The organism is Sporichthya sp., assembly GCF_013815995.1.
Lineage (GTDB): Bacteria > Actinomycetota > Actinomycetes > Sporichthyales > Sporichthyaceae > Sporichthya.
On the sequence record NZ_JACDFE010000110.1, the window covers coordinates 1 to 14,248 of the forward strand.

At 70.5% G+C, this 14,248-nt stretch carries 15 protein-coding genes; 9 read left to right on the plus strand and 6 right to left on the minus strand.

Going from position 1 to position 14,248, the window contains the following annotated elements:
* Positions 1–180: 180 nt before the first annotated feature.
* From H0X00_RS13365 to H0X00_RS13375, 3 genes are all read right to left on the minus strand, one after another.
* Positions 181–525, minus strand: coding sequence for a hypothetical protein (locus H0X00_RS13365; protein ID WP_293771704.1), 345 nt, complete (start codon positions 523–525; stop codon positions 181–183).
* A gap of 254 nt (positions 526–779) precedes the next feature.
* Complete coding sequence (locus H0X00_RS13370; protein ID WP_293771707.1) at positions 780–1,109, minus strand: AMP-binding protein; 330 nt, start codon at positions 1,107–1,109, stop codon at positions 780–782.
* A gap of 26 nt (positions 1,110–1,135) precedes the next feature.
* Complete coding sequence (locus H0X00_RS13375; protein ID WP_293771710.1) at positions 1,136–2,200, minus strand: alpha/beta hydrolase fold domain-containing protein; 1,065 nt, start codon at positions 2,198–2,200, stop codon at positions 1,136–1,138.
* A 132-nt stretch (positions 2,201–2,332) separates the two neighbouring features.
* Here H0X00_RS13375 and H0X00_RS13380 point away from each other — a divergent pair, with 132 nt between their 5' ends.
* From H0X00_RS13380 to H0X00_RS13395, 4 genes are all read left to right on the plus strand, one after another.
* The gene (locus H0X00_RS13380; protein ID WP_293771713.1) at positions 2,333–3,916 is read left to right on the plus strand and encodes an NAD(P)/FAD-dependent oxidoreductase; all 1,584 of its coding nucleotides are present in this window, start codon (positions 2,333–2,335) and stop codon (positions 3,914–3,916) included.
* Between the two features lie 73 nt (positions 3,917–3,989).
* The gene (locus tag H0X00_RS13385; protein WP_293771715.1) at positions 3,990–4,541 is read left to right on the plus strand and encodes a hypothetical protein; all 552 of its coding nucleotides are present in this window, start codon (positions 3,990–3,992) and stop codon (positions 4,539–4,541) included.
* A 19-nt stretch (positions 4,542–4,560) separates the two neighbouring features.
* Positions 4,561–4,833, plus strand: a complete 273-nt coding sequence (locus tag H0X00_RS13390; protein WP_293771717.1) for a VOC family protein — start codon at positions 4,561–4,563, stop codon at positions 4,831–4,833.
* Positions 4,834–4,859: 26 nt separating this feature from the next.
* Positions 4,860–5,684: a mycofactocin-coupled SDR family oxidoreductase gene (locus H0X00_RS13395; RefSeq protein WP_293771720.1), complete on the plus strand. Its 825-nt coding sequence runs from the start codon at positions 4,860–4,862 to the stop codon at positions 5,682–5,684.
* Positions 5,685–5,703: 19 nt separating this feature from the next.
* Here H0X00_RS13395 and H0X00_RS13400 read toward each other — a convergent pair whose 3' ends face one another.
* Together H0X00_RS13400 and H0X00_RS13405 are read right to left on the minus strand one after the other, a co-directional pair.
* Positions 5,704–7,455 carry a PEP-utilizing enzyme gene (locus H0X00_RS13400; protein ID WP_293771722.1) on the minus strand — a complete coding sequence of 584 codons (1,752 nt, stop codon included), beginning with the start codon at positions 7,453–7,455 and terminating at the stop codon, positions 5,704–5,706.
* A 27-nt stretch (positions 7,456–7,482) separates the two neighbouring features.
* Positions 7,483–8,139 carry a TetR/AcrR family transcriptional regulator gene (locus tag H0X00_RS13405; protein ID WP_293771724.1) on the minus strand — a complete coding sequence of 219 codons (657 nt, stop codon included), beginning with the start codon at positions 8,137–8,139 and terminating at the stop codon, positions 7,483–7,485.
* A gap of 147 nt (positions 8,140–8,286) precedes the next feature.
* On the opposite strand from H0X00_RS13405, the gene H0X00_RS13410 reads away from it, so the two are divergent.
* The 5 genes from H0X00_RS13410 to H0X00_RS13430 all read left to right on the plus strand — a co-directional run bounded on the left by H0X00_RS13410 (position 8,287) and on the right by H0X00_RS13430 (position 13,783).
* Entirely contained in the window at positions 8,287–9,690 is a 1,404-nt protein-coding gene (locus H0X00_RS13410) for an aldehyde dehydrogenase family protein (RefSeq protein ID WP_293771726.1), read from the plus strand.
* Positions 9,687–10,454 carry an SDR family oxidoreductase gene (locus H0X00_RS13415; protein ID WP_293771729.1) on the plus strand — a complete coding sequence of 256 codons (768 nt, stop codon included), beginning with the start codon at positions 9,687–9,689 and terminating at the stop codon, positions 10,452–10,454. Before H0X00_RS13410 ends, H0X00_RS13415 begins: the two co-directional genes overlap by 4 nt.
* A gap of 36 nt (positions 10,455–10,490) precedes the next feature.
* Positions 10,491–11,699 carry a cytochrome P450 gene (locus H0X00_RS13420; protein WP_293771731.1) on the plus strand — a complete coding sequence of 403 codons (1,209 nt, stop codon included), beginning with the start codon at positions 10,491–10,493 and terminating at the stop codon, positions 11,697–11,699.
* The gene (locus H0X00_RS13425; RefSeq protein WP_293771734.1) at positions 11,699–12,760 is read left to right on the plus strand and encodes a hypothetical protein; all 1,062 of its coding nucleotides are present in this window, start codon (positions 11,699–11,701) and stop codon (positions 12,758–12,760) included. The genes H0X00_RS13420 and H0X00_RS13425 overlap by 1 nt, the downstream gene beginning before the upstream one ends.
* Before the next feature lie 159 nt (positions 12,761–12,919).
* Positions 12,920–13,783: an SDR family NAD(P)-dependent oxidoreductase gene (locus H0X00_RS13430; protein ID WP_293771737.1), complete on the plus strand. Its 864-nt coding sequence runs from the start codon at positions 12,920–12,922 to the stop codon at positions 13,781–13,783.
* Here H0X00_RS13430 and H0X00_RS13435 read toward each other — a convergent pair.
* Positions 13,767–14,248, minus strand: a 482-nt coding sequence (locus H0X00_RS13435) for a thioesterase family protein (RefSeq protein ID WP_293771739.1), incomplete at its 5' end; no start/stop codon positions are given. The two genes, H0X00_RS13430 and H0X00_RS13435, sit on opposite strands and share 17 nt — an antisense overlap.

Below are 14,248 nucleotides of genomic sequence, written 5' to 3' on the forward strand. Positions count from 1 at the left end.
ACGCAGGCGTCATCGTTCGGGAACCAGTCCCGGAACTCCTGCAACGTGCGCGGGTAGTCGACTCCGCCTAGCGGCCGTTCCTTGCTCACACCCGAAATCGTACTGCACTCAAGCAGATATGCAGAACATATGTTCGAGTATAGCTCAGGGGTCCGACAAGATCAACGCCGTGATTGACCGTCAGTTCTTGTCGATCCGCAACACCGCGACCACCGGAACGTCCGACTGGCCCGCGGAACCGGCCGGGTCGGTGGGCCACGGCTCCACGGTTTCCAGGTGGATCAGGAATCCGCCGACACGCTTCTCGTTGGTACCCCCGTCGGCCGGGACGCTGAGCTGGATCGTCTGCGGGTCGTCGAGGCCGGTGATCTTGAGAGCGATGGTGGCTTCGCCCTGCCGGATGCAGGTCACGTTGGTCGGGCACCGGGAGTCGGTGATGAGGCGCGTGAAGGTCACGACGAGGTCGGTGCCCGCGACGGCGACGGACCCGCCCTCCTGGAGCCGGAAGTCCTTTCCCAGCGGCACCCGGGTCGCATCGCTCGGGGCTGCCGGTGTCGAGCGGGACGTGCGGGCCGGCGTCGGGCGCGACGCCGCGCTACTCGTGGCCTCGGGGACGGGGCTCGGAGTCGCGACCGCCACAGGGACCGTCGGCGACGGGGTGATGGCCCCGCCGGCGGTAGCGTCGGATCCGGAATCGCCGCACCCCGCCAGCACCGCGGCGGCCAGGAGCACAGCGCCGAAACCGCGGCCCGCTTTACGAAGATCGCGCTGCACGCAGCTCACGCTTCAACACCTTTCCGGCCGGGCTCACGGGCAGGGTGTCGACGAATTCGACGGTGCGCGGCACCTTGTACCCCGCCATCAGGCCGCGGGACCACCACGGCATCCGCCCACGGCACCGCGAGGTAGTACTGCAGGTAGCGGTCGGAGTTCAGGCCGAGATAGGCGACCCGGTCGCCGGGAGCAACTCCGAGACCGACCAGGCCGCCAGCGAGGCGGGCGACCCGATCGGCCTGCGCAGCAAAGGTGAACTGACAGTCACCGCAGATCGTCGCGATCTCGTCCGGTTTGGTCTGCAGCGACCGGTGCACGGGCTGGGTCAGGTACATCGCGCGACCCTAACCCGGGTGAGGCCTCAGCCGAGCGAGCGCGCGAACCCGGCGATGTCGCGGATGGTGGCGGCGTACACGTCCGGGATCGACGCCCGGAACGCGACGTCGGCCGCGTGGCAGGTGCCGGGCACGATCCGGCCCGAGCTGGGCACACCGAGCGCGGCCAGCCGGCGATAGAGCGCGAGGCCCTGGTCGCGCAGCGGGTCGAGCTCGTTCACCGAGATGACGGTGGGCGGGAAGGCGCCGAGCTCGGCGTCCGAGGCGTTGTGCGGCCAGCAGGTCGCTTCGAGCGCGTTCTTGCCCTCGGGGTCGTAGACCTCGGCGAGCAGCGTGAGCATCTGGCCGAGGATGAAGTAGCCGTCGTTCTCCCGCGCCGAGGTGGGCAGGTTCTCGAGGTCGCGCGGGTCCTGCGCGTAGGGGCACTGCGCGTAGACGCCGGCGATCTCGTTGGCCCAGCCCTCGCGAATGGCGCGGATCGTGGTGGCCAGCGCCAGGTTGCCGCCGCCGGACTCCCCGGAGATGACGATGTGCGAACCGCCGAGGCGGCCGAGGTTGGCGGCCACCCAACGGGTGGCGTCGACGCAGTCGTCCGGCGCGGCCGGGAACGGGTGCGGGCCCAGGACGCCGCCGCCGTTGCGGAACTCGACGCCGACGGCGATCAGGCCGGCTGCGGCGAGCTCGTCACGCCAGCGCACGTACGCGGCGCCAGTCGCGCCGAGCAGCACCATGCCGCCGCCGTGCGTGTGCAGGATGACGGGCAGCGGACCGGACGCGCCGACCGGCTTGTGCACGTAGAGCGTGATCTCGTGCCCGTCGGTGCCGGGGATCGTGATGGTCTCGCGGTCCACGCCGGTGATCGGTTCGACGCCGGCTCCGGCGGCGGCGAACAGGCCCTCGAAGCCCTCCTCCGCGGCGGTGATGAAGCCGAGCAGCTCCTCGCGCGGCGAGGTGGTGCTCAGCGGCGCCGGCTGCGAGTTCTGGTCGAGCCCGAAGGCGGTCAGCGCGACGCGGAGCCGGGGGTCGGTGCGGGGGTCGGAGCCGAGGTTGCTGGCGGGGTCGCCGAGGCGCCCGGGTGCGGTGTCAGTCATGCGATCGAACCTAAGCCCGTCAGCGGGGAACGGACCAGACGTAGAAACCCCGACACCGTCGGTCTGCCCTTGCGCTACCTCCCGTCGGGGCACGAAGGTCCCGGCAGGGACACCGCGCGAGGAGGCACGGCCGTGGACAGCTACGACGTTCTGGTGATCGGCGGCGGGTTCACCGGTATCCATCAGTTGCTGCGGCTGCGGCAGGCCGGGTTCTCCGTCCGTCTGCTCGAGGCCGGTGGCGGGGTGGGCGGTACCTGGTACTGGAACCGCTATCCCGAGGCCCGGTCGGACTCGGAGATCTACACCTACGGCTACCTGTTCGACCCTGAGCTGTGGGACTCCTGGCAGTGGAGCGAGCACTTCGGCGGCCAGCCCGAGATCGAGGCCTACTTCAACCACGTCGTGGAGCGCTACTCCCTCGCCGACCACATCGACGTCAATGCCCGGGTCGCGAACGCCACCTTCGACGAGGCGGCCAACCGCTGGCAGGTCACCACCACCGACGGCCGGGAGTACTCGGCCTGGCTGGTGGTCACCGCCGTCGGCATCCTGTCCGCGCCCTACGACCCGCCGATCCCCGGCCGGGAATCCTTCCGCGGCGAGATCCACCACACCGGGCAGTGGCCGACCGACGGAGTCCCGCTCGCCGGCAAGCGGGTCGCGGTGATCGGGACCGGCGCCAGCGGCGTGCAGATCATTCCGCCGATCGCGCGGGAGGCGGCGTCCCTGACGGTGTATCAGCGGACCGCGAACTGGGTTGCCCCGCTGAACAACGGTCCGATCACCGAGGACGAACAGACCTGGATCCGCAGCGGGCGCACCGGGCTGCAGGCGATGTGTGACCGCACCTTCGGTGGCTTCATGCACCCCGACCCGACGAAGGCCACCTTCGACGACTCCGACGACGAGCGGCGCGCACACTACGACGCGGTGTGGGACACCCGCGGCCTGACCAAGCTGTTCAGCAACTACACCGACCTGGTCTTCGACAAGGCCGCGAACACCGAGTTCTGCACCTACATCGCGGGCCGGATCCGGGCGATTGTCACCGACCCCGCGACGGCGGAGATGCTTATCCCGCGCGACCACGGGTACGGCGAGAAGCGCCCTCCGATGGGCAGCGGCTACTACGAGACCTTCAACCTTCCTACGGTCGACCTGATCGACCTGCGCGCCACCCCGATCATCGAGTTCACCGAACGCGGCCTTCTCACCGCGGAGGGCGAGCGCGAGTTCGACGTGATCGTGCTGGCCACCGGTTTCGACGCGGTCACCGGTTCGCTGACCCGGATGGACATCCGCGGCCTGGGCGGGCAGTCATTGGCCAGGCTGTGGGACGACGGTCCGCTCACCTATCTCGGGCTGCAGGCACCCGGCTTCCCGAACCTGATCATCGCCGGCGGCCCACACTCGACCTACGGCAACGTGCCGCGCTCGACCGGGGACCAGGTCGAGTTCATCACCGACCTGATCGCGCACATGCGCGAGCGCGGGGCGAAGCGGATCGACCCGGACGACGACGCGGTCAAGGCCTGGACCGACGCGGTGTACGAGGGCGCCGCTCCGGTGCTCACCGCCGAGACCGCCTGGTACATCGGATCCAACATCCCGGGCAAGGCCAAGAAGTTCTTGCTCTACATCGGTGGCCTGGTCGAGTACCGCCGCCGGATCGCCGAGGTCAAGGAGAACGACTACCAGGGCTTCGTGCTGAGCTGAGTGATCGGCCGTGCCGCAGGGTCTGACCGGGTGGGCGACCAGACCAGGAGTGCGAGGGTGTCGAATAGGGCCCATGCGACTGCTCTGGATCGGTGTGGCGCTCGTGGTGGTCGCGACCGGGGCGCTGGTGGTGGTCGGTGGTTCGGGCTCCGACTCCGACGACCGGGTCGCGGTCGGGGACTGCCTCGACGTGCTGGAAGGGCTGGCCCCGGCGGACACCTCCGGTGAACTGCCCGCGTCCAAGGTGGGGTGCGGCAACGCCAAGGCCGCCTACCGGGTGGCGCTGCGCCTGCCCGGGGCCGCGGCCACGTGCCCGTCCCCGATCTACATCGTGCGCCGCGACACCGCGCCGGATGGGCCGGTCACCTACTGCATGACCTTCAACGTCGAAGAAGGCGAGTGCTTCGTCCAGTCGCCAGCCGAGATCGGGGCCTACGTCTGCGCGCTCGGCCCGCGCCGTGGCGCGCTCAAGATCCTCCGCGTGCTCGAGGGCGTCACCGACGAAGCGCGCTGCAAGGACATCGACGAGCCCGGCGTGCTCTCCGCGCTGATCCCCGACCCCGCGACGACGTACTGCTACCAGGAGTACGACACCGGGGGCGACGCTCCGCTGCGCAACGCCTGATCGGGCTTAGCGTCAGGGCATGGTCTTCTTGGTCTGCGTCCCGCCGATCTGGTTCCAGCAGGTGCCCGAGGCCAAGGCCGGCAAGAACCGCGTCCACCTCGACGTCTACCCGACTGGCCGCGACAACTCGTTGACGCAGGCGCAGCGGGTCGCCATCGTGGACGCGCGGGTCGACGACCTCGTGGCGCTCCGCGCCACGGTGGTGCGCCGCGACCGGGACGACGACCCGGACGACCCCTCCTACTACGTCGTGACGCAGGACCCCGGGGACAACGAGTTCTGCGTCGGCTGAGCACTCAGACCACACGGAGGAATCTGATGGGCCGTCTCACCGGCAAGGTCGCGTTCATCACCGGCGTCGCTCGCGGACAGGGCCGTTCGCACGCGCTCCGGCTGGCCGAGGAGGGGGCGGCGATCGTCGGCGTCGACCTGTGCAGCCAGATGGATTCGGTCGGCTATCCGATGGCGACGCCGGACGACCTGGCCGAGACGGTGAAGCTGGTCGAGGAACGTGACGCCCGCATCGTGGCGACCCAGGCCGACGTGCGTGACCTGGGCGCCCTGCGCACCGCCGTCGAGGCCGGCGTGGCCGAGCTCGGCCGCCTCGACATCGTCCTGGCCAACGCCGGCATCTTCCCCGGCATCGGCGAGGTGGCCAGTACCGGGGCGGCCTTCGACGACGTGGTCGACGTGAACATGACCGGGGTCTACAACACCATCGAGGCGGCGCTGCCGCAGCTGCTCGCGCAGGGTGAGGGCGGCAGCATCGTGCTGACCAGTTCGGTGGCGGGCCTGTCCGGGCGCCTGAACCTGGCCGGCAACGCCGGGATGATGGGCTACATCGCGGCCAAGCACGGCGTGGTCGGCCTGATGCGCGCCTACGCCAACATGCTGGCGCCCCAGAGCATCCGGGTGAACAGCGTGCACCCGGGCGCGGTGAACACCCCGATGATCGTCAATGAGGGATTCGGTGCGCTGGCCGCGGAGCATCCCGTGGAGCTGTCCAGGCTGGTACACGCGATGCCGGTCGAGATGCTCGAGGCGGTCGACATCAGCAACGCCATCCTGTGGCTCTGCTCCGACGAGGCCCGTTACGTCACCGGCGTCACGGTGCCCGTCGACGGCGGCTTCATGATCCTCTGACCTCTGGTCTGACGGAGCGTCAGATCTCCAGGACAGTAACCGCTCCGGTGGTGCCGTCGACCTCGAGCAGGGCCCCGTCCGGGATCCGCACGGTGGCATCGATCGCCGAGACCACGCACGGGATGCCCAGCTCGCGGCTGACGATCGCCGCGTGCGAGAACGGGGCGCCGACGTTCACCACGACGGCCGAGGCACCGACGAACAGGGGGGTCCAGGACGGGTCGGTGATCGGCGCGACGAGGACGTCGCCGGGCTCGAACTCGTCGGCGGCGTCCGGGTGGAGCACCACTCGGGCCCGGCCGCGGGCGACGCCGGGACAGCCGGAGACGCCGGTGAGGACCTCCCCGGCCGACAGCAGCGGCGCGGTGTGGGCGTCGCGGCGCTCCCACTCGGTGTACTCGGCGGCCTGGCCGGCGACGACGAACGGCGGGATGTAGTCGAACAGGTCCAGATAGACCCGCTCCCGCTCCGCCAGGGTGTCACCGAACGGGGCCGGGTTCGCCACGTAGGCCGGCAGTTCGTCGGCGAAGAGCATGAAGATCCGCTTCGCGTCCGGCAGCGCGCCGGCCGCGACCCCCCGGCGGCCGAGCTCGATCGCGGCCAGGCGCAGCTCGTGGATCAGCATCGCGGCCGAGGTGCGCTGGCGCTCGCGGGCCCGCACCCAGTGCGCGCCCGCGTGCAGCGCGGCCTCGAATTGCGGCAATGCCTCTCTGCCTTCAGGACTGCCGGCCAGCGCCTCGCGGATCCCGACCGTCGCGGCCTCCCGCTCGGCTGCGCGCAAGGCGCCCTTCGCCTCGGGAGCTTCGGAGTCCCCGACCAGGCGCAGGCGCTCGACCATGGACAGCGCGAGCTCGGGGTCGCTGCCCCAGGTCGCGGCGCGGAGCTCCCACTCGCTCTGGCCGCGGAAGTCCCACTCGTCGAGGAACGCGTCCAGCTCGACCCGGAAGGCCTTCCCGTCCGCAGAGTCGATCGACTGCAGCCGGCCCATCAGCCCGTCGGTCCCGGCGTCGAAGGCGGCGGTCAGCTCGGCGCTGACGCGGACCTTGCGGGACAACGACCAGATGCCCTTCGACGCACCCGCCGAGTCGACGTCGCCGATGCCGGCGACCAGGGTGAGCGAGAGCTCTGGCGTGCCGATCGCCGCGCACACCTGCGCGACGGCGCCCAGGCCCACCCCGGCCGCGAGGCTGGCCACGATGTGGTTGCAGAAGAAGTGCCGCTGGTCGTCGTTGAACGAGGTGATGCGCGCAGCGAGTTCGGCATCGCTCAGTGTGGACAGGTCCGGGCGGCTGCGGCGGATGTCGAGGATGCGGGCGCGGTCGGCGTCGAAGGGCGCGAGGTCGGTGGCGCCCAGGACCTCGCCGACCAGCCAGGCGCCGGCCTTCTCCGAGGCGGCCGGGTCCTCGTCGAAGTCGCGCTTCTCGGACTCGTACGACGGGATGCCGGGCATGTCACCGAAGTACTGCAGGTCGACGGCCTCGGGGGTGAAGCCGGGGACGCGGACGCCGAACAGGCGCATGAGCGACATGTTGATGTAGATGTAGCTGCCGAACATGCAGATCGGGTTGTGCTCGATCGCCTGGTCGTAGAGGTCGTGGTCCCACGCGCCGGTCGCCACGTACGCGTCGCTCCAGCCCTTCTCCAGGTTCGCGAAGAACCCGGTGGAGGCGTTCAGCGGCGTTATCGGGTCGGGGAAGATCTCGCCCACGTTGGCCCGCGAGGTCAGCGGGAAGACGGTCGACGCGGTGTCGTTGAGCGGCCAGGCGTGCACGGGGTCCTCCAGGACGGGACGGGGAAGCTACTTCGGAAGGTCAGCGGGGGAGGGTGTTGCTGGGGGGAGTGCACGGTGCCAGACCTCGCCGATGGTGCGGGCGATGCGCTGGATCTCCTCATCGCGCGGCGCGCGGTCGGGCAGACCGATCTGCACATAGGCGACCTGCTCGATCATGGCGCCGAGCACGGCCGCGAGTTGGGGGAAGTCGGCCTCGCCGATGCGGCCGGCGGCGTGCAGCCGTTCCAGCCAGGCCTGGGTGCGGTCAACGAATCCCTGACGCAGCGTCAGCCACATCTCGTCGAAGCCATCACTGCGGACCGCGGCCGCCTCGCGCATCACGCGCAGGATGTGCCGGTGCCGGCTGTAGGTCCGCAGGTAGATCGCCGTGTCGGCAGCGAGGGCGTCGGCGTCAGTGTGGTCGCGGAGCTCCGCGCGGGCCTCGAGCAGTGCGTCCAGCCCAGGCCGCAAGGCCTCGAGGAAGATCTCCTTCTTCGACTCGAAGTGCCGGTAGAAGTTGCCCTGCGAGACCCCGGCCCGGCTGACGATGTCGGCGATGCGGGTCCGCTCGTAGCCGTACTCGGCGAAGCACCCGGTGGCCGCCTCGACCAGCTGCGCGCGGGTGCGCCGGCCGCGGGCATTGCCCGCGCGTGGCGCAACGAGCGCTACCGCTTCGGCGTCCACGCGGCCTCCTTGGGCGACGGTCAGACTGTGACTAACCAATCGCATTCTGGACGGTTGGGATGAGCTGGTCAACCCTCATCTACGCTGAATCGGGGCTTGTCGGGCACGCTCGAATGTGATTGATTAGTCGCAATTGAGAGGAGAGCTGTGTCCCAGCTCGATGCCCTGATCGAGGGGAAGCAGGTCGACAGCGGCGGGCCAGTGCTCGACGTCGTCTCGCCCGCGACCGGCGAGATCGTCGCCCAGGTCCGGGAGGCAGGTCCGGTCCAGGTGGCCGTCGCCGTCGCCGCCGCGCGTGCCTCGTTCGCCGACTGGTCGACCCGGCCGGTCGGCGAACGGGCCGAGGTGCTCGACCGGCTCGCCCACCTGATCGAGCGCAACGGCGACGCCATCGTCGACGCGGTCTCGACCGAGATGGGGATGCCGTTCGGACTGGCCCGGCCCACCCAGGTGGAGCTGGTCGCCTCGGTGCTGCGGCGCACCGCCGCCACCGCGCGGGAGTTCCCGTGGGTCGCCCAGCACGACGGCTTCGAGGTGCACCACCTGGCCGCGGGAGTGGTCGCGGCGATCACGCCGTGGAACATGCCCGCCTACCAGGTCACCACCAAGCTCGGGCCCGCCCTGGCCGCCGGCTGCACCGCCGTTCTCAAGCCCAGCGAGCTCGCGCCCACGGCCGCCCACCGCTTCGTCGAACTCGCGCACGAGGCCGGGCTGCCGGCCGGCGTTCTCAACGTCGTGCACGGCCGGGGCCCGACCACCGGCGAGATCCTGGTCGGTTCCGAGGGGGTCGACGTCGTCTCCTTCACCGGATCGGTGGCGGCCGGCTCCCGGGTCGCTGCGGTCGCCGGCGCCGGACTGCGCCGGGTCGCCCTCGAACTCGGCGGTAAGTCGGCCACGGTGGTCCTTGACGACGCCGACCTCGACGAGGTGATCCCGCGCGCGGTCCGGGCCGCCTTCGTGAATTCCGGCCAGGCCTGCAACGCCCCCACTCGCCTGCTGGTCCCGCGGGCGGCGATGGCCCGGGTCGAGGTCCTCGCCGCGAGCACAGTGGTGCGGCTGCGGGTCGGCGCCCCGGACCGGCCGGACACCGACCTGGGTCCTTTGGTCAGTCACGCCCAGCACGCCCGGGTGACGGGGTTCCTCGATCGGGCGCTCGCCGCCGGGGCCCGGGTGGTCGCCGGTGTCGAGGGCGTCCAGTCGCCGTACTTCGGTCCGGTCGTGCTCGGCGACGTCGCCCGGGATTCGGAGATCGCGCGCGAAGAGGTCTTCGGCCCGGTCCTGGTACTACTCCCCTACGACGACGATGCCGACGCGATTCGCCTGGCCAACGACACCCGCTACGGCCTCTCGGCCGAGCTCTGGTCGCCCGATCCGGCGCGCGTCGCCACCGTCGCGGCCGGCCTGCGGTCGGGTCAGGTCAAGGTGAACGGCGTGCGGACCCGCGAACGTCCGGACGCGCCGTTCGGTGGCTTCGGGGCCTCCGGCGTCGGCCGCGAGCTCGGCACCTGGGGCCTGCACGAGTTCCTCGAGGTCAAGGCGGTCCTGGCATGAGAGTTCTCGTCACGGGCGCCGGTTCTGGCATCGGCCGGTCGCTGGTCGAACAGCTTCTGACGGCAGGTCACACCGTGGTCGGCGTGGACCGTGACACGGCCGGAGTCCCGGCCGGCTGTGTCGCGCTGCACTGCGACCTGTCCGACCCCGCGCAGATCGACGCCCTCGCCGATGCGGCCGGCGCCCTCGACGCCGTGGCCAACGTGGCCGGCGTCCCCGGCACCGCGCCGCCCGAGCTGGTGCTGCGGGTGAACTACCTCGGCGCCCGCCGCCTCACCGAGGCCCTGCTGCCCCGGCTCGCGCCCGGGTCGGCGGTCGTCAACGTCGCCTCCCTGGCCGGGCGTCGCCCGGTCGTGGACGACGCCACCGCCTGGCGGCTGCAGAGCGCCGGCGACGAGGAGATCCTCGGCTTCGCCAAGGCCGAGGGCCTGGACGGCAGCAACGCCTACGACCTGTCCAAGAAGCTGCTCGTCGCCTGGACCGTGGCCATCGCGGCCGGTCACCTGAGTCGTGGCGTTCGGGCCTGTGCGCTCAGCCCGGGCCCGATCGAGACCCCGATCATCGATGACTTCCGGGTCTCGATGGGCGCCGGTGTCGACGCTGCGGCCGGTGCCATCGGCCGGCTCGGCAGCGCCGCCGAGGTCGCGGCCATCGCCGCATTCCTACTGAGCCCGGCTGCCTCGTGGGTCAACGGCATCGACGTCGTCGCCGACGGTGGCCTGCTTGCGCTGCGCGCGGTCGCCGCCGCCTCGACGACCCTCTGACATCCCACCGCTTACGCCCCGCAGAAGGAGTACGACGTGGACCCCGCCGCGATCGACCTCATGGACCTCGACCCGTTCGTCCGGGCCGAGGACGGCGCGCTGTTCCGCGCGCTGCGCGATGAGGACCCCTGCCACTGGAACGACGAGCCCGACGGTGGCGAGGGGTTCTGGTCGCTGACCCGCTACGCCGACATCAAGTCGGCGGGCGGGGACTGGGAGACCTTCTCCAGCGCGCAGGGCACGCAGATCCAGAGCCGTCGCGCGGAGGGGCACGGCAAGCCGTCCATCCACAACATGGACGCGCCCCGGCACCGGGACATGCGCCAGCTCGTGGTCGCCGAGTTCACCCGCGAGCGGATGCTCCGCCTGGAGCCGCGGATTCGCGAGCTCGTCACCTCCCATCTCGACGACCTGGCCGCGGCCGGCGAGGTGGACCTCGTCTCGCACGCGACCGCGCGGATCCCGATCCTCGTGCTCGGCTCGCTGCTCGGGGTCGCGCCGGAGGACACCTCGCAGCTGATCGCGTGGACGAATGTGATCTCGGGTCAGACCGACCCGGACTACGTCGCCGACCCGTCGGTGATGGTGCGGACCCGGACCGAGATCTTCGACTACTTCCACGCCCTCACCGCGGAGCGCCGGGCGCGGCCCAAGGACGACCTGATCAGCCTGCTCGCCGCCGCGGACCTCGACGGCGTCCCCTTGGACCAGGAGGAGCTCGACGCCTACTACCTGGTGATGCTGGTGGCCGGCAACGAGACCACCCGCAACCTGATGACCGGCACCGTGCTGCTGATGCACGACAACCCCTGCGAGTGGGCGCGGCTGAAGGACAGTCAGGTCAAGCCGAAGGTCGCGGTGGAGGAACTCGTGCGGATGATCTCGCCGATCGTCTGCATGCGCCGCACCACGACCCGGGACGTCGAACTGCACGGCAAGGCGATCCAGGCCGGGCAGAAGGTCGTCCTCTGGTTCACCTCGGCCAACCGCGACGAGCGGGTCTTCGATTCTCCGGACCAGCTGATCCTGGACCGCAGCCCGAACAAGCACCTCGGCTTCGGCTGGGGCCCGCACTTCTGCCTCGGGTCGCACCTGGCCAAGTTGGAGGGCGAGATCCTGCTGGACGAGGTGATCCGGCGGAACATCACCCTGGCCGTCACCGGTCCGCCGGAGCGGCTGCGTTCGAACTTCTTCCGCGGCATCAAGAAGCTGCCGGTCGCAGTCAAAACGAGTGTGGCGCGCTGATGCTGACCGGGGCCGACGAGTGGTTCGTCCACCAGACCCCGGAGCCGATCGCGGTGGCCGGCACCGACCGCAACTTCTACGACCGCGCCTACCTCGGGGCGTTCACCGCGGACGGCCTGCTCGCGACGGTGGCGTTCGGGATCTATCCGAACATCGGCGTCGCCGACGCGCACCTGTCGGTCGTGTTCGAGGGCAAGCAGCACTGCCTGCACGTCTCCCAGACTCTGGGAGTCCGCACCGGCATGTCGATCGGCCCGGTCCGCATCGAGGTCCTCGAACCGCTGAACGAGGTCCGCGTCGTCGTTGCCGATGACGAGATCTCTTGCGAGCTCACCTTCACTGGCCGTCACTTCCCGATCGAGGAGCCGCGGTTCATCCACCGGCACGGCACCCGGGCCTTCATGGACTACACCCGGCTCTCGCAGGCCTGCGATGTCAGCGGCAGCGTCTCCGCCGCGGGGGTCACCCACCGCCTTGAGGCCGCGGACGGCCTGCGCGACCGGTCTTGGGGCATCCGGCCGGTCGGGATGAAGGACCCGCAGCCGCAACAGCCGCCGGTCGACCCGCAGTTCTTCTGGCTCTGGACCCCGGTGCACCTGCCCGGGCGGACGCTGTTCTGGCACACCAAGTCCGACGAGCACGGGCGGGCCTGGAACAGCTCGCTGGTGCTGTGCCCGCACGGCTCCGGCCCGGACAAGCACGTCCACGGCACCGGCGTGATGGACCTGGAGTTGGAGGCCGGCACCCGGTGGGTGCGCGCCGCCACGCTGACGGCGATGACCGAGGAGGGCGAGCAGCTGCGCCTGCGCTTCCGTCCTCAGGCTCACCTGGAGATGCAGGGCATCGGGTACCGGCATCCGGAGTGGACACACGGCCTGGCGCACGGAGAGTTCCGCCTCGCCCGCGAGCTGCTCGACCTCACCGCCCCCGACCCCTCCCTGCTGCACCGCTGGCACCGTCAGCTGCACTGCGAGGTCGACGTAGAAGCAGACGAGTCCGAGCCCGCCCGTGGCCTGCTCGAGCACCTGATCATCGGCCGCTACCACCCGCTGGGCCTGTAGCCCGAAGGCTACGGATCAAGGTTGAAACGTGTGAGGCGTCCACGCACGCTCGGACGTTGTATCAGGAGTCTCAACGTTGATCCCTGGCCTACACCCAGACCCACACAACACGTCTGTACAGTGTGTCCGAGCTGACGTTGGACAGGCAGAGGAGCAGTCATGGCTGGAGTGCAGGACCGGGTCATCGTGATCACCGGGGCGGGGAACGGGCTCGGCCGCGAATACGCGCTCACCTTGGCCGCCTCCGGCGCGAAGGTCGTGGTCAACGACCTCGGCGGATCGCGCGACGGCACCGGCGCGGGTTCGGCCGCGGCCGACGCGGTGGTCCAGGAGATCACGCCCGCCGGCGGTGCCGCGGTCGCCAACTACGACAGCGTCGCCACCGCCGACGGTGGGAAGGCGATCGTGCAGACCGCCCTCGACGCCTTCGGCCGCATCGACGGCGTGATCGCCAACGCCGGCATCCTGCACGACAAGGCCTTCCACAAGATGTCCTTCGAGGACTGGGACTCGGTGCTGCAGGTCCACCTCTACGGGGCGTTCAACACGATCCACGCCGCGTGGCCGCACCTGCGCGAGCAGCAGCACGGCCGCATCGTGGTCGCCACCTCGACCTCGGGCATCTTCGGCAACTTCGGCCAGTCCAACTACGGCGCCGCCAAGTCCGGGATGATCGGCCTGATCAACACCCTGGCGATCGAGGGCCGCAAGGCCAACGTGTTCGCCAACGCGGTCGCCCCGATGGCCGCCACCCGGATGACCCAGGACGCCGCGCCGCCGGAGGTGCTGGCCGCGCTCGGCCCGGAGCACGTCGCGCCGGTGGTCGGGCACCTGTGTTCGGACGAGCTCACCGAGTCCGGCAGCGTCCTCGTGGTCGGCGGCGGCCGGGTCTACCGCGTCGCCCAGTTCCAGACCAAGGGCGTCACCTTCGCCGAGGTTCCCTCCATCGAGGAGGTCGGCCGGCGGTGGAACGAGATCTCCGACGTCGACGGCGCCGTGCTGGGGATCAACCCGGTCGGCTAGAGACCTCCACCGGCAGCAGATGCTGGGCGAAGGCCTCGCGGACCTCGGTCGGCGGGGCCTTCGGCTTGAGCGACTCGGTGTCCACCCAGACGTAGCGGCTCGTCACCTGCGTGATCAACTCGCCGTTCTTGTTCACGTCGAAGCGCAGCACCATCGAAGTGTTCCCGAGGTGCTGGGTCCACACGTCGATGACCAGCTCGTCGTCGAACCCGGCTGAGCCGAGGTAGCGCACGTTCGCCTCCGCCACCACCACGTCCACGCCGCGCGCGGCCAGCTCGTCGTAGCTGCCGAACAGGACCCGGGCGGCCTCGGTCAGCGCGATGTCGGCGTAGGCCAGGTACCAGGCGTTGAAGACGATCTTTTGTCCGTCGCACTCGTGGTAGCGCACCCGCAGTGGCATTCGGATGATCGGCTCGGTCATGGCCCAGGACCCTAGCCGCGCCTCGTTCGTCCGGGGTCGAGCGC